The sequence below is a fragment of the Nitrosococcus watsonii C-113 genome, from assembly GCF_000143085.1.
GTDB classification, from domain to species: domain Bacteria; phylum Pseudomonadota; class Gammaproteobacteria; order Nitrosococcales; family Nitrosococcaceae; genus Nitrosococcus; species Nitrosococcus watsonii.
The window spans coordinates 1,490,987-1,510,958 of sequence record NC_014315.1; the positions used below are offsets into that span (position 1 = coordinate 1,490,987).

At 50.5% G+C, this 19,972-nt stretch carries 13 protein-coding genes; 6 read left to right on the plus strand and 7 right to left on the minus strand.

All coding sequences use genetic code 11. From position 1 onward, the window contains the following. Positions 1-13: 13 nt before the first annotated feature. The 7 genes from NWAT_RS06730 to ispH form a co-directional block, all read right to left on the minus strand. Positions 14-805: a hydroxyacylglutathione hydrolase gene (locus tag NWAT_RS06730; RefSeq protein WP_013220378.1), complete on the minus strand. Its 792-nt coding sequence runs from the start codon at positions 803-805 to the stop codon at positions 14-16. A 3-nt stretch (positions 806-808) separates the two neighbouring features. Beyond that, complete coding sequence (locus NWAT_RS06735) at positions 809-1,954, minus strand: flavodoxin/ferredoxin-dependent (E)-4-hydroxy-3-methylbut-2-enyl-diphosphate synthase (RefSeq protein WP_013220379.1); 1,146 nt, start codon at positions 1,952-1,954, stop codon at positions 809-811. Between the two features lie 108 nt (positions 1,955-2,062). Then, entirely contained in the window at positions 2,063-3,079 is a 1,017-nt protein-coding gene (locus NWAT_RS06740; RefSeq protein ID WP_013220380.1) for an HpnL family protein, read from the minus strand. Between the two features lie 110 nt (positions 3,080-3,189). Then, positions 3,190-5,892 carry an MMPL family transporter gene (locus NWAT_RS06745; protein WP_013220381.1) on the minus strand — a complete coding sequence of 901 codons (2,703 nt, stop codon included), beginning with the start codon at positions 5,890-5,892 and terminating at the stop codon, positions 3,190-3,192. A gap of 16 nt (positions 5,893-5,908) precedes the next feature. Beyond that, positions 5,909-6,535 carry an HpnM family protein gene (locus NWAT_RS06750; RefSeq protein WP_013220382.1) on the minus strand — a complete coding sequence of 209 codons (627 nt, stop codon included), beginning with the start codon at positions 6,533-6,535 and terminating at the stop codon, positions 5,909-5,911. Positions 6,536-6,967: 432 nt separating this feature from the next. Further along, the gene (hpnH, locus tag NWAT_RS06755; protein ID WP_013220383.1) at positions 6,968-8,089 is read right to left on the minus strand and encodes an adenosyl-hopene transferase HpnH; all 1,122 of its coding nucleotides are present in this window, start codon (positions 8,087-8,089) and stop codon (positions 6,968-6,970) included. Between the two features lie 37 nt (positions 8,090-8,126). Further along, the gene (gene ispH, locus NWAT_RS06760; protein WP_013220384.1) at positions 8,127-9,089 is read right to left on the minus strand and encodes a 4-hydroxy-3-methylbut-2-enyl diphosphate reductase; all 963 of its coding nucleotides are present in this window, start codon (positions 9,087-9,089) and stop codon (positions 8,127-8,129) included. 313 nt (positions 9,090-9,402) lie between these two features. On the opposite strand from ispH, the gene dxs reads away from it, so the two are divergent. From dxs to hpnR, 6 genes are all read left to right on the plus strand, one after another. Next, a complete protein-coding gene (dxs, locus tag NWAT_RS06765) occupies positions 9,403-11,328 on the plus strand; it encodes a 1-deoxy-D-xylulose-5-phosphate synthase (RefSeq protein WP_013220385.1) in 1,926 nt (641 codons plus the stop codon). A gap of 81 nt (positions 11,329-11,409) precedes the next feature. Next, positions 11,410-11,802, plus strand: coding sequence for a copper resistance CopC family protein (locus NWAT_RS06770; protein WP_232420232.1), 393 nt, complete (start codon positions 11,410-11,412; stop codon positions 11,800-11,802). A 15-nt stretch (positions 11,803-11,817) separates the two neighbouring features. Further along, positions 11,818-13,461, plus strand: coding sequence for a copper resistance D family protein (locus NWAT_RS06775; RefSeq protein WP_013220387.1), 1,644 nt, complete (start codon positions 11,818-11,820; stop codon positions 13,459-13,461). A gap of 1 nt (position 13,462) precedes the next feature. Beyond that, positions 13,463-15,592 (plus strand): glycogen debranching protein GlgX, encoded by a 2,130-nt coding sequence (gene glgX, locus NWAT_RS06780; RefSeq protein WP_013220388.1) that lies wholly within the window; start codon positions 13,463-13,465, stop codon positions 15,590-15,592. 118 nt (positions 15,593-15,710) lie between these two features. After that, positions 15,711-17,987: a 5-methyltetrahydropteroyltriglutamate--homocysteine S-methyltransferase gene (metE, locus tag NWAT_RS06785; protein WP_013220389.1), complete on the plus strand. Its 2,277-nt coding sequence runs from the start codon at positions 15,711-15,713 to the stop codon at positions 17,985-17,987. A 392-nt stretch (positions 17,988-18,379) separates the two neighbouring features. After that, the gene (gene hpnR, locus NWAT_RS06790) at positions 18,380-19,909 is read left to right on the plus strand and encodes a hopanoid C-3 methylase HpnR (protein ID WP_013220390.1); all 1,530 of its coding nucleotides are present in this window, start codon (positions 18,380-18,382) and stop codon (positions 19,907-19,909) included. The last annotated feature ends 63 nt before the right edge of the window (positions 19,910-19,972 follow it).

The following is a 19,972-nucleotide window of genomic DNA, read 5'->3' on the forward strand; positions in this document are numbered from 1 at the left end:
AAGCAGAAGCCTGTTACCATTTGTTTCTAAGCTCCCTTAATTTTAAAAATACTGTCTTCGGATCGGGAGCTTTAGGCAAGTCAGGAAAAGCTTCATGGAGTTTTCCGATTAAAGTAGAGTTACCGAGTCGGAAAAAAGTATTAATTTCTTTTTCTAATGCCAAGGTTGATACAAAAGCGTGGTTGGGATTTTGCGATTTAACTTCAGCGAGCAGTGCCATGGCCCGCCTGTTATCCGGTTCCCGGTCCAAGGTAAAACGCAAATTATTTTCCATATACTCATGGCCTGGATAAATCCGAGTGTCATCGGGAAGTAAGGCAAGCTGTTGCGTGAACGTGGCGTAAAGCGCGCTTGGATCCCCCCCATTGTGGCAATTACCGGCGCCCGCGTTGAATAAAGTATCGCCGCAGAACAGTGCCGGAGGATCGCTGGGGACGAATAGGCATAGATGGCTCATGGTATGGCCAGGGGTATCTAGAACCTCTAGCTTGACTCTTTCGCCTATTTTTACCCTATCTCCCGCTGCCAGACCTTTATCAACACCCCTAATTTTATTTCTGGCCTTATGGTGGGCGAGCAATTTACTCTGGGTCTGGGCAATGATAGCCTCATTACCTCCGGTATGATCGCCATGCTCGTGGGTGTTGAGTATCTGCGTGATTCGCCAGCCGTTGCGCTTGGCTGTGGCGAGACACTGGCGATGATCCAGGGGATCAATGGCTAGCGCCTCACCGGTTTCCGGGCATGCAATCAGGTAATTAAAATTACGATAAGCATTAGCCGTCCAAATTTGCTCGATGAGCATTATTTATGCAGTCTCTGTTCGTTCCGAGATGATGATATCGAGTTCCTCTTTCAAGCGAGGTAAAATATCATGGTAGCTATAGCTGCCGAGTGTTTTGCTGCCCCGCTTGAGGTTAACAGCCTTAGGTCCGCACCAAAGCCCCAGATCAGCATCATCGGTTTCCCCAGGTCCATTGACGCGGCAGCCCATGACGGCAATAGTAACTGCGTAATTGGCAGCATATTCGGTCATTGCTTTCACTTCCTGGGCTAGATCGATGAAGGCTTCATTTTCTACCCGGGAGCAGCTAGGACAGCTAATGATATTAAGGGATTTAAGGCCGTAGTCCACTACACTGCGTACCCGTCCAGCGGCGATGTCGGCAAGAATATGACGGCCCGCTTCGATCTCATCTCCCTTACGGTCAAAGGGCAAGGTGAGGGAAACCCGGATGGTATCGCCAATACCGCGACTGATAAGCTGCTCAAAGGCGATTCGGGTTTTGATAACCCCCTCCGGTGGCATACCCGCTTCAGTTACCCCAAGATGCAGAGGAATATCGGGACGCTCAGCAGCAAAGCGCTGGTTGAGCTCAATGACCTTCGCGGGATCTGAGTCCTTGAGGGAAACGCAGTAGCGGATAAAGCCAAGCGTGTCTAGTAATTCACAGTGCTCCAGGGCGCTTGCTAGCATGGGTGAGATGGAGTCGCCCTCGGAAAATTGGGAAGCCTTGGCTGGGTCAACTGAACCTCCATTAACTCCGATGCGGATAGCACAATCATTTTCACCCGCCACTTCCAGCAAAAATTTTACCTTATCTTGCCAAGGTTTTTGCCGTTCGTGGTGGTAGAGGTGTCCAGGATTATAGCGAATCTTATCTACATGAGGAGCTACCGTTTTGGCAAGCCGGTAATTTTCCTGCAGATCGACTGACAGATTAGCTTGAGTTTGCTGCCGGATCTCGATAAGAGCTTCTACGTCCCGTTTGGTATCTACGGCAACACGCACCACATCAGCGCCGGCCTTTATTAAATCGTTGATCTGCTTTACGGTAGCGCCCACATCCCGGGTGTGGGTGGCACACATACTCTGTACCGCTACCGGATTTTTATCACCAATCGTGATAGTGCCGATACGGACGGGGCGAGTCGGGTTGCGGGGAAGTTCCAATGGTTACTCTCCTTAGTAGATTAAATAGGCAGATCTTAGCGAGGTTGCTTCAATCTTAGCTGTTTCCAAGCTGGGGAACAAGCATCGGGTAGGTAGAAAATCCAGAGATTAGTTGCCCAGGGAAGTGTCAGTCGGGAGTTGCTTAGAGGGGGATTTAGCCTGTTGCCACAGATGTTTTCCCTCCATGAATTGCCAGACTATGATCCCCGGAACGCCTAGACATAGCTCTCGTATCCGGCGGGTTAAAGCCAAAGCCAAGCTAGCGCTATAAGGAATCCCAATTAGGCCGCCGAGGATAATATATCCGCCTTCTAGAATCCCCAAGGCGCCAGGAATAAAAAAGGCCGCGCCTTTGACCGCCTGGGCTAAACTTTCAATCATCAGAGCCTCAAGCCAGCCTATGGGATGGTTGAGAAAATAAAGTGCCAGCCAGACTTCACCAGCACCTAACAGCCAGCCAAGGAATGTCCAATAAAAACTTCGCAATATCCGGTGGCGTTGTTTATAAAGTTGGATGACCGAGGCATCAAGGGCGTCGCCACCGCCAGCTAAAGTAAGCCATTTACGGCCACCGGAGAGGTGCTCAAGCCGCCGTGCTAGCCAGCCAAACAAACCTCTTTGTTGAAACCAATAAAAGCCGATGATGGGCAAAAGACTGAATGCCGTACCGATGAAAATTCCCTGGGCTAGTTTCCCTTCCCCCAGAAAGAAGGTAAGCAGGCTAAGCCCCAAGAGGGTAAAGAACACTTGAGAAAAAACCGCTAGAGTAAGATTGACCACGACACTGGCGCCAGCTTGGGAGGCGGGTACCTGGTGTTGGCCAAGCAAGCGGAACTTGACTAGTCCTCCGCCTACCTGGGCTACGGGCAGCAGACTGTTCACGGATTCGCCAATCCAACGAACTAAAAGAAGGGTGTAAAACCGTGGCCGGTAAGCTTGGTCTAATAGTACACGCCAGCCGAGAGTATCGGCGATCATGGGAATTAAATGGAACAGAACAACCACGGCTAAACCCCAGCCCGCCATTACCAAGGCAGAGGTTACTTGGGTAAACCCTTCGTTGGCAACTAACACAAGAAATAGGGTGAGTCCGGCAAGAAATGCAATATAGGCAGCGAGCCTCACTTTAATGAATCCTTTGATTTCTAGGGCTTATAAAGCCGCGGCAGTACAAAAAAAGAAAGTATAAAAAAGCAATATAGCATGTCATCGAGCCGTTGGAATTAAGGTTATTTTTACTCACCGACACTATTAAAATGATTTTGGGTTGCCAGCAGTAACGCCGGCAGTAACAATAAGGTGCAAAGCAAAGTCAAGGCAACGCCGACACTGAGTAGCAATCCCATGCTCGCCATACCAGGGTGGGAAGCCAATAACAGGTTGCCAAAGCTGCAGACTGTGACTAAGGCACTGAGTACCACGGCACGGGCTGTGCTGGTCTGAAGGGGGTTTCCCGTTTTGGGGGGTGCTTGCCGCACTCGCCAGACCATATGAATTCCATTGTCCACGCCAATTCCAAGAATAAGGGGTAGAGCAATGATATTGGCAAAATTGAAAGGTGTCTTAAGTATCACCATTGCCGCGCCCAGCAAAATCCCCGCTAGGAGTAGCGGAATTAAGACCAATATCGTATCTCTAAGGCTGCGCAGGAGAAAGAGTAGCACTACAGTGATGGCTATCAAGGCATAGATAAAAGCCTGTTGGAAGGCTGCAACGATGGTTTCACCTGATCTAAAACTAAGAATGAGAGCGCCGGTGGCGCTAGGGGCAAGGTTATGAATGTCATTGACAAAGTGACGGAGAGAAGCGGTATCGTTAATATTGAGTCCTTCCTTGGGAAAAACCTCAATTCGCTGAATACCCGCAGACGCTATCCAACGCCTGCGGAGATCAGGCGGTAGCGTGTCCAAAGAGAGGGGCCCAGCTTGCAATGATTGTCTTAACCGCGCTAGGTTATCTGGCAAGGTCGCTAGCAGGCTGTGCTGGAGGGTAAGCAGTAGCTGCTTTTGGGCCGCTGAGTCCCTTTCCTTAAGGCGGTTAAGTAATTGCCGCAAATCCTCTGCTAGTTGATAGGCCGCTGGTGAGGGAGAGCTTGCTGAGCTAGCGAGGTAATTTTCCAGGGTTTGTAAGAACCCGCGGAGGGTACTATGTTTTTGTTCTGCTTTTGTTTTAGATTCCCATTCTGAAGAGCTTAGTAAGGGACCGAGCAGTAGCGCCATTTCATCAATAATAGCGAGCTTTTCTTCTTGCTGCTTGGGAATAAAGTCTTGGACCGTTACGACCGCCCCCACTGTATCGAGTTGCCGGAGTTGGTCTGCAAGTTGTTGTGCTTTGGGGGCGTCGGAAGCCAATACAATTGCGCTTAAGGGGGGGATGGTTTCAGCGTCAATGAGATCAAGCAAGGTAGATACAGATTCAGAGTCGGGATCACGGAGGTTAAGTGGATTGTAGTCAAAACGACTCTGGGGTAGCAGGAGCAATGCTCCTAATCCTAATATTAACCCGCTTCCGAGAAGTTGGCGCCGGTAGCATATGGGTATGCTGGATAAAAAGACCAAAATCTTTCCCCGTGTTCTCCAAGAGCGGGTCGACGATGGGATGGGTAACAGCCGCAGTAAAGCGGGCAAGAAGGTTAAGGTTAAGGCCAGGCTAATAAACATCCCGGTACCAGCGATAATGCCTAGCTCGGATACGCCTGCAAAATCGGTGGGAATAAAGGCATAAAAACCAATAGCAGTGGTAAGAGCGCATAGTGTAAGTGCTATTCCAACGTCTGAGGCGGTGGTGGACAGAGCGTCTGATTGCCCCAATCCAGTTTGAACAAGCCGCTGGTAGCGCAGGCAAAAATGAATGGCATAGGCTGTACCCAAGCCAATATAAAGTACGGCAAAGGCCGTTGAAATTAAATTTAGATGTCCTATCGCAACGGTTGCAAATCCAGCGGTGAAAATAAGCCCAATCACTAGGGTAACTAAGGTTGCCAGTACGAGGGAGAAAGAGCGTAAACCGAGCAGAAGCAGGACGCCTGTCATGAGTGTCGCCAAGAGCCCTGCTATTTTAGCGCCTGCTAGGGCACTTTCTAGCTCTTCATGGGAGAGCGCCACATCCCCTGTGATCCGCACTCGCAAACCATGCAGGGAATCAAGCTGAAGTTCCTCGGAAAAGGTACGAACGGCTTCAATAGCGGGTCCTGCTGGCAGGATTTGGTTGAAATCCATTCGCGGTTGAACGATGATAAATTGACGTTGTTCCTCGGAGGATGCCGCCCGCTCTGGACTCATCAACGCTTGCCAGGACAAAATATCAGGTTGTCCTGAGAGGACGGATTCCATGGCTTGGCTAATGGGGCCGAGGATAGATTGTAATTCGAGATTAGTATTCCCTACCTGTTTGGCTTTGATGACTTCGTTAAGCATATCGAGTAGGCCGCCCAGGGAGGGATCTTGGGTTAGCCTGCCCAAAAATGGCTGTGCTTGCGCTAAACTGTCCGTGGTCTCTTCAAGTTCTGTTAATCTCAGGTACATTAAGCCGTAACGCTCAAAGAAATTGTTTGCCTGGGGCAGATAGACACTTTTGAATAAAGTATCGCTTGCTGCTAGCTTAGCGGCAAGTTGCTTGCTTCCTTCCCAAATGTGTTCGGGAACATTTCCCTCGATAACAATAATGAGCGTATCCTCATATTGTGGGAATAAGTGAGTATAGCGTTCGTTGCTTTGCCGAAAAGGGAGGTTGGGTGAGAGGATATTTGCAGTGTCAGTATCGACGCCCAAGTTTTCCATTGTGTAATAGAATACTCCCCCGGTAAGTAAAAAAATGGTAACGAGAACCCAGGGCGCTAAGCGATAAACCCCCCCGACCCAGCTTGCGAGAAAGCCATTAACGTTTTTAATGTGGCGTAAATTTGTCCAGTAACGGTTGGAGGAATGGGGGAGGGGCATATCGAGCTGGATAGCTTTAGGATGATGAGGGCTCTGCCTGGTGGCGGTAGAGCGCGATCTTTTCTTTGAGCTTGCCTAATAGACTATCAAAACCTTCTGCTTTTATGATATGACGGTATTCGGCCCGTTTCACCGCCAAATCGCTCACCCCATCGGCAATCACATTAACGATGCGCCACTGGTTACCGGTTTGGTGGAGAAGATAATCGAAAACCACGCTTGAGCTGCCGTCGGAATCGATGAGCTTACCCCGAACCCTTATGCGGCCACGGGGAAGGGGGGTTTCCTTTTCGATGGTAAAATGTTGACCACTGTACCCATCAAAATTGCGGGCATAATCGACCACCGAAAGCTCACGGAAAGTCTCTATAAATTGATGCTGCTGCTCTTCACTAAGCTCCTCCCACGAGGAACCGAGGGTATAATGGGCAACAAAAGGTAGGTCAAACTCCTCAGTGATCACAGGCAGTAGCTTTTGGTAGCGACCCTCAAAGCCAAGTGTCTCGGCTTCTTTCATCACTTCTAAAAGGGTGTTGTGCAAACGCTCAACCGTTGAAGAAGGCTGTTTTTCCGCGGCAGGCGATATTACCGGTGCAATTCCGGCGAAAACTGCCAGTATGGCCCCGATTAATGCTCGTTTCATGGATCCTTGTTTCCTCATTTTTATTAGAGTTGACCTTCAAGGATATGCACCATAGCACAGGTCCAATGACAGACAAACTGTCCTGTTTACCAGCAACGATCCTCCGTACCTGCTCTCCGGGCATTGTCATTTGGGCAACACTAGGGATGCCATTATTGGATTAGTTATCAATCAGGATCACCCGTCATGCTTTGCCTTGAGTTTGCAGGGCGCTGCGAATCCCACCAATGGCGGTGCGGAATAAGCACCGTGGTTTGGTTCAGCTCGGAGTTTGGCGAGAGCATTAGGTTTCCTCGGCTGCTCCAAGGGCGCAATGGGATTACATACCATAGGAGAAAGCCAGGGAAGGTATATTCATTGGCCCCCGCTCTTTGCCATTTATCCGTTTAAGAAGCGGTTTTAAACCGCTTCTTAACTCCAAAGTTTATATTGTTAGGAAGCTTCTCTACTTTTATGGCGCAGGCTATCGACGGGTATGGATACTGTATTATCCTCTGGTTTTTCTGAATAGTTAATAGGAAGTTCGGGTGCCAAAGGGCCTTCTAGGCGCGGTCCCCGGAGAAAAACCTTGAAGGCTTTAAGGGGGTGGGCCAAAGTGTCATTAACGGCGGTGGGTTCATAGCCGCAATGGGCCATGCAGTTAGCGCATTTGGGGTGATTGCCCGTGCCGTATTTACGCCAGTCGGTTTCTTCCATGAGAGCCTTGAACGTGGGCGCGTAACCGTCCTCCGAAAACAGATAGCAAGGTCGCTGCCAGCCGAAAATGTTGCGGGTAGGGTTACCCCAGGGAGTGCATTGGTAAGTTTGATTTCCCGCCAAAAAGTCTAGGAAGAGACTGGATTGGTTAAAATGCCATTTGCGTTTTTTATCAAGCCGGAAGATATCCCGGAATAGGCGTTTACTGGCGGCCCGCTGAAGGAAAATATCCTGGCGGGGAGCGCGTTCGTAGCTATAGCCTGGCGAGAGGGTAATGCCTTCTATACCGAGTCCCATACAGTAATCGAAAAACTCGGCTACTTCTTCCGGTTTTACTCCTTGGAATAGAGTGCAATTCACCGTGACCCGAAAACCTCGCTCGCGGCATAGTTTGATAGCGGCTACGGCCCGATCGAACACCCCTTCCTGGCAAACGGAGGCATCATGGTGCTCCCGATTGCCATCTAAGTGGACGGAAAAAGTAAGATAGGGCGAAGGAGTATAGTCCTTAAGGCGTTTGGATAGGAGCAGGGCATTGGTACAAAGATAGACGAATTTCTTGCGTTTGACGATACCGGCGACGATTTGCGGCATCTCCTTGTGAATCAAGGGCTCTCCGCCTGGGATAGAGACAATGGGGGCGCCGCACTCATCAACTGCATCGAAGCATTCTTGCGCGCTCAAACGCCTGTCGAGAATTTCTTCCGGGTAATCAATTTTGCCGCAGCCTGCGCAGGCCAAGTTGCAACGGAAGAGAGGTTCAAGCATTAGCACAAGGGGATAACGCTTTTCACCATGAATTTTTTTGCTCAGAATGTAGCGGCCTACACGATATTGCTGGATTAAAGGTATACCCATGCTTTTCCCCCTTGGACTTTATAAATTTATGATAGCCTTACCGCTTAGAATTAACCGCCTGTTTTTGCCTTAACTTAGCGCGCGGCAACATTGCAGGTAGGCGAAAACTAATGGATTCCTGAACCCCATCTAAATCCCTAACTTCTTCGACGCCATAGTTGCGCAGCTCATTTAATACCCCTTGTACGAGGATTTCTGGTGTTGAAGCGCCAGCGGTAATTCCCACCCGCGACTGGGGGGTAAACCAGCTTGAATCCAAATCTTTTGCGTCCTGAATAAGATGGGCAGTGATACCATTTTGTTCGCCAGCTTCCCGTAGGCGATTGGAATTCGAGCTATTACGCGCGCCAACGACCAGCAAGATGTCTACCTCCTTACTCATCTCGCGGACAGCATTTTGGCGATTTTGGGTTGCATAGCAGATATCGTCGAGTCCTGGACCATGAATTTTAGGAAAGCGTTTCTTAAGTGCATCGACCACATCACGGGTATCATCGATGCTCAGAGTGGTTTGGGTGACATAAGCGATATGTTCCGGATCCTTGACTGTTAGCTTTTCAACTTCCGCTACGGAATCCAGGACATAAACGGTTCCCTTGACTCGCCCACGGGTGCCTTCTACTTCAGGGTGGCCAGCGTGGCCAATGATAATCAGCTCATCTCCTTGGCGGTAGTATTTTTTGGCCTGGAGATGAACCTTCGTCACCAGTGGGCAGGTGGCGTCAATTACCTGTAAATCATTTTTTTTGGCTGTTTCCACAACGGCTGTGGAAACTCCATGGGCGCTGAAGATAGTAACTGAACCAGTGGGTATGGAGGCTAAATCTTCGGTAAAGATAACCCCACGCCGCTGTAGATCCTCAACAACATGCTGGTTGTGAACGATTTCGTGTAATACATAAATCGGAGCACCGTAAATTTCCAGCGCGTGCTCGACTATATCAATAGCACGCACTACCCCAGCGCAAAAACCGCGGGGTTGGGCGAGAGTGACTTTCATGAGCTTAATCCTGTTGTTTGATGGCGCAAGCCAAAGCGTTGTCAGTTAATGTCTCTACAATTAAGGAAAAATACAGACCACCAGCGTCCTTTGCAAGCGCAATTATAAAAATCGTGTACTTAGAAAATATTTCTAAAGTTTGCTCTTAACTTACTAAGCGCTTACCTTATAGGGGTGGGGCAGGCTTGGAGATAATCGGTTTTTATTCTGGTATGTTACTAGCTTTTCTCCAGCGCTGCTAAAAAATCCTTGCGTTTCGGTACGGTGCTTTAACATAATTGGAAAGTCTTAAAAATGCCATTATGGACAAATCATGGCCTCTGTAACTAGCTACCCTTTATTAGAACAGATTGATTCCCCGGAATGCTTGCGCCGCTTGCCCGAGTCCGAGTTGGAATCTCTCGCCAAGGAATTACGCGATTTTCTCCTTCATTCCGTCGCTCGCAGTGGCGGACACTTGGCCGCAGGCTTGGGGACGATCGAACTAACGGTTGCCCTGCACTATATTTTTGCCACTCCGGAAGATCGCCTGGTATGGGATGTAGGGCACCAAGCCTATCCCCACAAAGTGCTGACAGGACGGCGAGAACGGCTGGGAACTATTCGTCAAGCAGGCGGTTTGGCGCCTTTCCCCAGCCGTCATGAGAGCCCTTACGATACTTTTGGCGTGGGCCATTCCAGTACTTCGATTAGTGCCGCTCTCGGTATGGCTATTGCTGCTAGGGAGAAGGGAGAGAATCGCAAAACAGTCGCTATTATCGGCGATGGCGGGGTAACGGCGGGAATGGCTTATGAGGCGTTGGATCATGCTGGTGCCCTGGGGGCTGATCTACTTGTAATCCTGAATGATAACGAGATGTCCATTTCTCCTAATGTGGGCGCAATTTCTAGTTATTTGACGCGGTTATTAAGCGGGCAGGTTTACTCAACGGTGCGGGAAGGTAGCAAAAAGGTGCTTGAACGTATGCCGCCAGCTATGTGGGAACTGGCCCGCCGCACGGAAGAGCATGTGAAAGGGATGGTAGCTCCAGGGACTTTGTTTGAAGAGATGGGGTTTAATTATTTCGGCCCTATCGATGGCCATGATCTGAACTCACTGATCCGTACCTTACGGAATTTACATAAGCTCGCTGGGCCCCGCCTGCTACATATCGTTACTTGCAAGGGCAAGGGATATACGCTGGCGGAGGAAAATCCGGTCACCTACCACGGCGTAAACCCGTTTGATCCTAAGGTTGGCATTCAGCAAGGGTCCCAGAAAAAACCATCGTCCGCAATGAGCTACACACAGGTTTTCAGCCAGTGGTTGTGTGATATGGCGGCTCAGGATGATCGATTGATGGGCATTACGCCTGCCATGCGGGAAGGTTCGGGCTTGGTGAAATTTTCCGAATGTTTTCCGAAACGTTACTTTGATGTGGCTATTGCTGAGCAGCACAGTGTAACGTTAGCTGCCGGGATGGCATGCGACGGGTTAAAGCCGGTGGTTGCGATTTACTCCACTTTCCTACAGCGGGCCTATGATCAGCTCATTCATGATGTTGCCCTGCAAAACCTGCCAGTACTTTTCGCCATCGATCGAGCTGGCGTGGTAGGGCCCGATGGCCCTACCCATGCGGGTAGCTTTGATTTGACCTATCTTCGCTGCGTTCCTAACTTGGTGGTGATGGCTCCGGCGGATGAGAATGAATGCCGGCAGATGCTCTATACGGGCTTTGTGCTTAATCAACCGGCAGCGGTCCGCTATCCTCGTGGGAAAGGACCCGGGGTAGCTGTTGAAGCAAGCATGACAGCACTGCCGTTGGGTAAGGCGGAGCTTAAGCGGGAAGGCAAGGGTATTGCTATTCTCGCTTTTGGCGCCATGGTGGCACCTGCTCTTGAAGCAGCGGAAAAGCTGGATGCCACGGTGGTGAATATGCGCTTTGTTAAACCCCTGGATGAAAGTTTGATCCTGGAAATGGCGATGAACCATGAGTTATTGGTGACCGTGGAAGATAATGTGACTGCGGGTGGCGCGGGGAGCGCAGTCAGCGAATGCCTGGCCTGCCACGGGATCTCAGTGCCCTTACTCCTGCATGGTTTACCTGATGGTTTTTTAGAACATGGTTCCCGGGAGGCGCTCTTGGAACAGTGTCATTTGGATGCTGAGGGCATTATCCGGCGCGTGAAAACTTACCGTGCTCGGCTACCTAAGTCTAAGGCTAGCGTGGTTTCCTCTGCAGCAGGTGCCCATGGTTAAGAGGGAAGCCCGCGTTCAGAATTCCCCCCGTTTATTCTCCCAAAGTTCGAGAAATGCTTCATGATACCGAAAGCGATAGGGATGCCTTCGTTTATGGGGGAAGTATTTTCAGGTATTGGGATACTGCTGGTTCTGGGGATAACGGTAACCCTGGCTTGGGGACACGCGGTGGTTGTGAAATCCTCACCGACCGACCAAGCAGTGCTTACGCAAGCCCCCGGCGCTATTACACTTTGCTTTAATGTCAAGATAGAAAAGGCTTTTGCCCGGGCAAGTCTCTGGAGTACAAAGACTCGTCGGAAAAGGCTCCCTATTTCCGAGCATAATTTTGCCCAGGATGCTGATCCGGCGTGCCTTCACATTTCCTTGCCGCCCTTGCAGCCGGGCGCCTACCAAGTGCGCTATAAGATTCTAGCTACGGATGGCCACACCACAGAAGGGGTTGTTCGTTTTGCCGTCAACGAGCCCGCGTAAACATACGGGATTTCGATGACGGCGCTTATCGAGTTTATTGATGTTTTTTTGCGCGGCCTTGATTTTATTGCGCTAGCGTTGACGGCAGGCGGGGTGATAGTGGCCCTTGCTGTATTACGGCCCTGGCAGCCGCTTACCATGATGGGCCAAAAAGCGCTGGAGCGCAGCGCTTTTTGGATAGCGGTGGGGGGCGGAGTTCTGGTAGCTATTCAGGTTCTTCGGTTAGGGCTTCAATGCTTGCTTTTGACTGCTGAGCTAAGGGAATGGCCGATTACACAGTTTCTGGAGACTGGTTTTGCTCAAGCAGGCATAAGCCGGGCCATGGCGGGTGTAGTTTTGACTACCGTGTCCTGGCTCTGGCTTATGCGACGACCAACCTCCCTTGTTGCCTGGATAGTTTTAGCGCTATGCGCCGGCGGAATGATAGCGGCGGGGGCTTGGTCAGTGCATGGCGCGAGCCGTATTGATGATCGTATACCGCTGATGATCATTACCGTCCTACACCAGGCGGCCGCTATTGTTTGGGTGGGAGGGATTTTTCATTTGCTTGTTCTGTGGCGGCTGTTGCGGGGGGATTTAGAAGTCTCTTACCTTTGGCCCCGCTGGCTAGCGCGTTGTTCTCCCCTGGCCTTGGGCTCGGTGATTTTTTTGGTGACTGCTGGAGCCTATCTAGGGATAGCCTATGTGGGGAGTTGGCAGGGTTTGGTAGGAACCGGCTATGGGGTTATGGTGATTGCCAAGACGATATTGTTGGCTTTGGCACTGGTGCTAGCGGCTAACAACTTCTCCCAGGTCAGGCAGTGGCGGAAGCAGCGTCAAGCGAAGGGGATATTAGAGAAACTACCTCTTTTTCTTGGGGCGGAAGGCTGGGTATTGGGTATTGTCTTGCTTTTGGCGGCAACCTTGACCTCTTTGCCACCAGCGGTGGACACGCCTGATCAGCAGGCTAGTTTTAGCGAGGTGGTTGGCCATTTTATGCCGCGGATGCCCCACTTAATTCCGCCATCGCGGGAGGAGTATTCTGCGGCTGCTAGCTCTGTTTTTGATAGTTATGCTGTACCCGTGGCGGCTGAAAGAGCGCAAAGCAACTTCAATCACAACTTTTCCGGGGTAATCGTTCTGATGATGGCGCTTTTGGCACTCGTGGACCGCAGCAAGTACTTTGCTTGGGCGCGCCATTGGCCCCTACTGTTTTTAGGGCTGGCTATTTTTTTGTTCTTGTTTGCCGCTTCTACTGTTTGGCCCCTAGGGCCGGAAAGTTTTTGGAGGACACTGCAGGTACCTGTGGTGTTGCAGCATCGCTTGCTCACCGTGCTGGTTATTGCGCTTGGTTTATTCGAGTGGCGGGTGCGGATGGGAAAGATAGTTAATCCTCGGGCTCTGTTGGTTTTCCCCTGGCTTTGTTTGGTAGGCGGTGCTTTACTATTGACTCATTCCCATACGGTGTTTGCCCTAAAATCTGAATTTCTCATTGAAGCTCACCATGCGGCGCTTGGCGTCCTTGCCGTTATCATGGGAATAGGGCGCTGGTTGGAGCTTCGGCTTGCTCCTAGCGGGGGTTATGGGGCAGGCTCGGTTTGGCGCCTGTCATTTGTTTCGGCTGGAGTGTTGCTGTTATTCTATTTTGAACCTCCAATTTCTGCGGGAGTGAAATATTGAAGTGAGTAGTAAGCCTATAAAATTATGGCCGGGAAATTCCTATCCCCTAGGTGCGACCTGGGACGGATCGGGGACCAACTTTGCGCTATTTTCAGAAAACGCGACAGGCGTTGAACTTTGCCTCTTCAATGGCCCGGAGGAGACGCGGATTGAGCTTTCGGAAGCCTCCGATTTTTCTTGGCATGGCTACCTGCCAGGGGTAGGGCCGGGACAACGCTATGGTTTTCGGGTCCATGGTCCCTATGAGCCTCAGGCGGGCCATCGTTTTAATCCGGCTAAATTGCTGCTTGATCCTTATGCCAAGGCGATTGAGGGAAGGGTGCAGTGGGATGATGCCCTCTATGGCTACCAAGTCGGCCATCCCGAGGCCGATCTCAGTAAGGATGAGCGCGATAGTGCCCCAATGATGCCTAAATGCGTGGTGATTGACCCCAGTTTTGATTGGGAAGGAGATCGCCAGCTCCGAATCCCCTGGGATGAGACGATCATCTATGAGGTTCATGTGAAGGGTTTTACCGCTCGCCATCCAGAAGTTCCGGAGCATCTGCGGGGGACGTATGGCGGTTTGGCTTACCCGCCGGTGATTGAGCATCTGCGTTCCCTGGGGGTAACGGCGGTTGAACTTATGCCGGTTCACCACTGCATTTTCGAGCGTCGTTTAGTTGAGCAGGGATTGCGTAATTATTGGGGTTATGATTCTATTGGTTACTTCGCACCGGATGCCCGCTACGCTAGCCATTCGGAGGTAAGCCAGCAAATCAAGGAGTTTAAGGCCATGGTCAAGGCGTTGCATCAGGCCGGACTCGAGGTGATTTTGGACGTGGTTTACAATCATACCGCCGAGGGAAACGAACTCGGGCCTACCCTGTGCTTCCGGGGTGTGGATAATGCCAGCTATTACCGTTTGCAGCTTGATGATTCCCGCGCCTACATGGATTATACGGGCTGTGGTAATACCCTCAATATGATGCATCCCCGCACCCTGCAGCTCATTATGGACAGCCTCCGCTACTGGGTGCTGGAAATGCATGTGGATGGATTTCGCTTTGACCTGGCGTCGGCGCTTGCGCGGGAGCTGCATGAAGTGGATCGGCTGGGGGCGTTCTTTGATATTATCCACCAAGATCCGGTAATTTCTCAGGTCAAGCTGATTGCTGAGCCTTGGGATCTAGGTGAGGGAGGCTATCAGGTGGGTAATTTTCCACCGGGCTGGGCTGAATGGAATGGGAAATATCGGGATTCCATGCGTGATTATTGGCGTGGGGTCGAGCAGACGCTGGGGGAATTCGCCTATCGGTTTACGGGTAGTTCTGATCTTTATGAAGCCAGTGGCCGCCGGCCTTTTGCAAGCATCAATTTTATCACCGCCCATGATGGTTTTACGCTCCATGATCTGGTCTCTTATAACGAGAAGCATAACGAGGCCAATGGAGAAGACAATCAGGATGGCGAAAGCCATAATCGTTCCTGGAATTGCGGCGTTGAGGGGCCTACCGATGATCCTAACATCAATGGGCTTCGGGCGCGCCAGAAGCGTAACTTCCTGGCGACCCTGTTTTTATCCCAAGGCGTGCCCATGCTGCTCGGCGGCGATGAAATAGGCCGAAGCCAGCAAGGGAACAATAATGCTTACTGCCAGGATAATGAGATCTCCTGGTTTGATTGGGACCATACGGATGAAATTTTGCTGAAATTTACCCAGCAGTTAATCCATCTCCGGAAGGAGCATCCTATCTTTCGCCGCCGCCATTGGTTTCATGGCCGTCCTATTCACGGCGGCGAAGTTTTTGATATCAAGTGGTTCACGCCAGAAGGAGAGGAAATGTCGGAGGAAGACTGGCGCGTGGGCTATGCTAAATCCTTGGGAGTTTATTTGAATGGCGCGGGCATTACCAGCACTGACCGACGTGGCGAACCGGTGGTTGACGATAGCTTTTACCTGCTCTTCAATGCCCATCATAAGCCGCTGGCTTTCACGCTCCCGAAGGAAGAGGAGGGGCAGCGCTGGATAGAATCCCTGGATACGGATAAATCTCTTCCTGGACCTGAGGAAGATCCTTCTCGCTATGAGCCAGGTAGCCAAGTGACAGTTAAGGGTAGGGCATTGGTTTTATTGCGTCAAATAGGCTAGTTTACTATTTTTATGAATTTTATTCATAAAATTTTAAAAATAATTAAATTGTATTAATAAACCACCTGGGGCACACTATTTCTTATTGATAAGGAAAGCAATAAGGAAGGTGTTTATCGTGATCTTGGCACATAATCTAGGTTTCCCACGAATAGGCGGTCAACGGGAATTGAAGTGGGCGCTGGAATCTTATTGGAAAGAACAGCTGGGTCAGCAAGAGCTGCTTCAGGTAACCAGAGAGTTGCGGGCACGCCATTGGAAGCAGCAACAAGAAGCGGGTCTAGACTTAGTTCCTGTGGGTGATTTTTCCTGGTATGACCAGGTGCTTGATATGTCCGTCCTGTTAGGGGTGATACCGCCCCGCTTCGGTGAACTCCAAGACGAAGTTGATCTAGCTACCTACTTTTGCATGGCTAGAGGGCGAGCGCCTGGGAAAAAAGAGGTGGCAGCCTGCGAAATGACTAAATGGTTTAATACCAACTACCACTATATTGTTCCTGAGTTTCAGCCCCAGCAGACTTTTCGCCTAGCGAGCAGCACCTTGTTTAATCAGGTTGCGGAGGCGCAAGCACTGAATTTTTCTATTAAACCAGTATTACTTGGGCCTTTAAGTTTTTTATGGTTGGGTAAGAGTAAAGGCAGGGCGTTCGATAAGCTTTCTTTGCTAGACGCGTTGCTGCCAGTATACGGGCAAGTGTTGCATCGTCTCAAGACGCAGGGAGTCGAGTGGGTTCAGATGGATGAGCCGATTCTAGTTTTGGATCTACCTCCGGATTGGAAAGCCGCTTTTGAAAGGGCCTATTCTAACCTGGCTAACGGCGGTCCGAAACGTCTCCTGGCCACTTATTTTGGCGCGCTTGGCGATAATACCCGGTTGGCTTGCCAGTTGCCGGTAGAAGGTCTGCATATCGATCTGGTTAGCGCCCCTGGGCAATTGACCCAGGTGCTGGATGAGTTTTCCTCTTATAAGATTCTCTCCGCTGGTCTCGTGGATGGGCGTAATATTTGGCGTAATAACCTAGAAGCGAGTCTCGCGCAGCTAGAAGCCTTGCGGGAACGTCTAGATGATCGGCTTTGGATCGCCCCTTCTTGTTCTTTGCTCCATAGCCCCATGGATTTAGCTTTAGAATCGTCGTTGGATGAAGAGTTAAAGTCATGGTTAGCGTTTGCCATGCAAAAAATCGAAGAGATAGCGACTCTGAAACGAGCGTTAGTGGAAGGGCGGAGCATTGTGGCTCAGGCATTGGCGGATTCGGCCGCAGCTCAATCAAGCCGTTGCCAGTCAGAGCGAATTTACCGGCCGGAAATTCAAGCCCGCATGGCTGACGTGAATGAAGACATGACTCGGCGACGCCATAAATACCCTGTTCGTGCTCAAATTCAACGGGAGCAGTTAAAGTTGCCACTCTACCCTACCACGACGATTGGCTCCTTCCCTCAAACGCTGGATATTCGTAAAGCCCGGCGGGATTTCAAGGCGGGCCGGATTGCCGAACCAGAATACCGAGAGCGGATGGAAGCTGAGATTGCGAGGGCTATCCAGGCGCAGGAAAGTTACGGCTTGGATGTACTGGTCCATGGGGAGGCGGAACGCAATGATATGGTGGAATATTTTGGCGAGCAGTTAGAAGGTTTTGCTTTCACCCACAATGGATGGGTTCAGAGCTATGGTTCCCGGTGTGTCAAGCCACCTATTATCTATGGTGATGTGATTCGCCGGCAGCCCATGACGGTAGCGTGGCTGCGCTATGCTCAGTCACTGACCTCAAGGCAGGTTAAAGGGATGTTGACGGGCCCTGTGACTTTGTTGCAATGGTCCTTCGTGCGCGATGATCAGCCTCGAGCCGATACCTGCCTGCAATTAGCCCTGGTCCTGCGTGATGAAGTGTGGGATTTGGAGCAGGCGGGCATCAAGATTATCCAGATCGATGAACCGGCCTTCCGGGAAGGGTTGCCGTTGCGCAGGGTAGAATGGGAGTCCTATCTAGCTTGGGCAGTGCGCTGTTTCCGGGTGGCATCTAGTGGAGTGGAGGACGGAACTCAGATTCACACTCATATGTGTTACTCGGAGTTTAACGATATTATTCATGCTATCGCGGCCTTGGATGCGGATGTGATTACCATTGAAACGTCCCGTTCCGATGAGGAATTGCTGGCAGCATTTGCCAACTTTGAATATCCTAATGAAATAGGTCCTGGAGTCTATGACATCCACTCTCCCGTGGCGCCCACTGAAGTGCAAATTGTGGGATTGCTTAAAAAGGCAGCTGGCTATATCCCTGCCGAGCGGCTTTGGGTTAATCCTGATTGCGGCCTTAAGACTCGCACGTGGCCGGAAGTAGAAACAGCACTTCGCACTATGGTGGCGGCGGCCCATGGTTTGCGGAGTGCTTGAACGGGTATGAGAAATATGATGGCCCCATTTGTGGGTGGGCCACGCTAACCGTTGACCGCAATGGGCTGGACCTTATACAGGGAGCTGCTGAGTTTGCTTAACCATTTGCCTGCTTTCTTCCTAGATTAATCAAAACGTTTCTACTATAACTTAAGTTCCTCGGCAAAGGTTCTGAGGTATTGGAGCAAAAGAGTAGTGTGGTGCGGGGGAGACAGGGAAGTCCCCGCGTATTTCACTAGGAGCAAATGGGGATACTCGGGAGTATGCCAAGGAGGATGGTCATCAAGCTCTTTTTTTTAGGGAAGTAAAGTGGGTTTAGAAAACGCTCCCCTTAGCTTCATGCATATTCTTTAAAATTTTGCCCGCAATGGGAGAAGGAAGGAGGTGGTGTGATGCGTTTTCTTGCTGTTCATCCAGGTCCGCTTATGTACACTGAGGTTTTTTTACGGCTCGAGCCCTTGGGGCTCGAGTTGGTTGCCGAGGCGGTTCGGCGGGCCGGGCATGAGGTTCGAATTATTGATTTGCAGGTAGAAAATCACGCTGCCTATTTTAAGCTCATTGAACATTGGCGTCCCGATGCATTAGCCTTCTCATGCAATTTCTTGGCGAATGTACCCGAGATAGTTGATCTAGCAAAAGAGACCAAGCGGCGCTTGCCCCGATGTTTTCTTTTTGTAGGGGGACACAGTGCTACCTTTACCGCCCACGAACTTCTGGAACATGGCGACGGAGCGATCGACTGCGTACTGCGCGGGGAAGGGGAATCTTCCGTGGCACGGCTCATGGAGGTCATCGAGGAGGACAGAGAAGCTATCACGGAAGTACCTGGTGTTGTGACTTTGGAGGGTAATGGTCCGCCTCCCGTGATGGTGCCAAGCCTTGATGATATCCGACCTGCTCGAGATTTAGTACGGCACCGGCGTAAGTACTTTATTGGCCATCTTGATCCCTGTGCTTCCATTGAATTTTCACGAGGGTGTCCTTGGGATTGCAATTTTTGCAGTGCTTGGACTTTTTATGGCAGGAGCTACCGCACGATTAGTCCGGAGGTGGCTGCCGAGGAGCTGGGGCGGATCAAGGAGTCGGGTATTTTTATTGTGGATGATGTGGCCTTTATCCAATCCAAGCACGGGCTAGAGATTGGTGAAGCGATTGCCCGCAAGGGAATCAAGAAAAAATTCTACCTCGAAACCCGGGGTGATGTACTCTTGCGTAACAAGGAAGTTTTTAAGTTTTGGCGGGAATTGGGGGTGGAATATATGTTTCTGGGCCTTGAGGCTATCGATGAGGAAGGTCTGAAGAAATTCCGCAAGCGAGTCTCTCTCGACCAGAACATGGAAGCTCTGGAATGCGCCCGTTCCCTGGGTATTACCGTTGCTATCAATATCATTGCGGACACGGATTGGGATCGCAAACGATTTGAAGTTGTTCGTCAATGGTGCCTCGAAGTCCCGGAAGTGGTGAACATTAGTATTAATACGCCTTATCCTGGCACGGAAATTTGGCATACTCAATCTGATCGCTTAACTACCCGTGACTACCGTCTCTTTGATATTCAACACGCGGTATTACCGACTCGGCTTCCGTTGGAAGAATTTTATAGCGAGCTTCTTAAAACCCAACGGGTGATGAATATGAAACATATTTCCTGGCGGACGATGGGGCATTTAGCGGGGTTGGTAAGCCAGCGTGTGGCTAGAGGGCAATTCAATTTCTTAAAAATGCTCTGGCGCTTTAATAAAGTCTATAATTTAGAGCGTTTACTAGCCGATCATGCGCATCCATCCCCCTATAAAATGGCTTTGCCTTCCGCTCCAGGAACGGCTGTCGATCGGAAAACGCTGTATGTTCATAAGGTTGAAAAACGGCAAAAATCAGTGCTTGATAAGGCTACCGCCCAGTTTGTTGAAGAAACGCGATAGCTTTGTCTATGGATCGTTAGAGAGTCGTTGTGAATCTGAAATCTCAACCAAGGAAATAAGGAT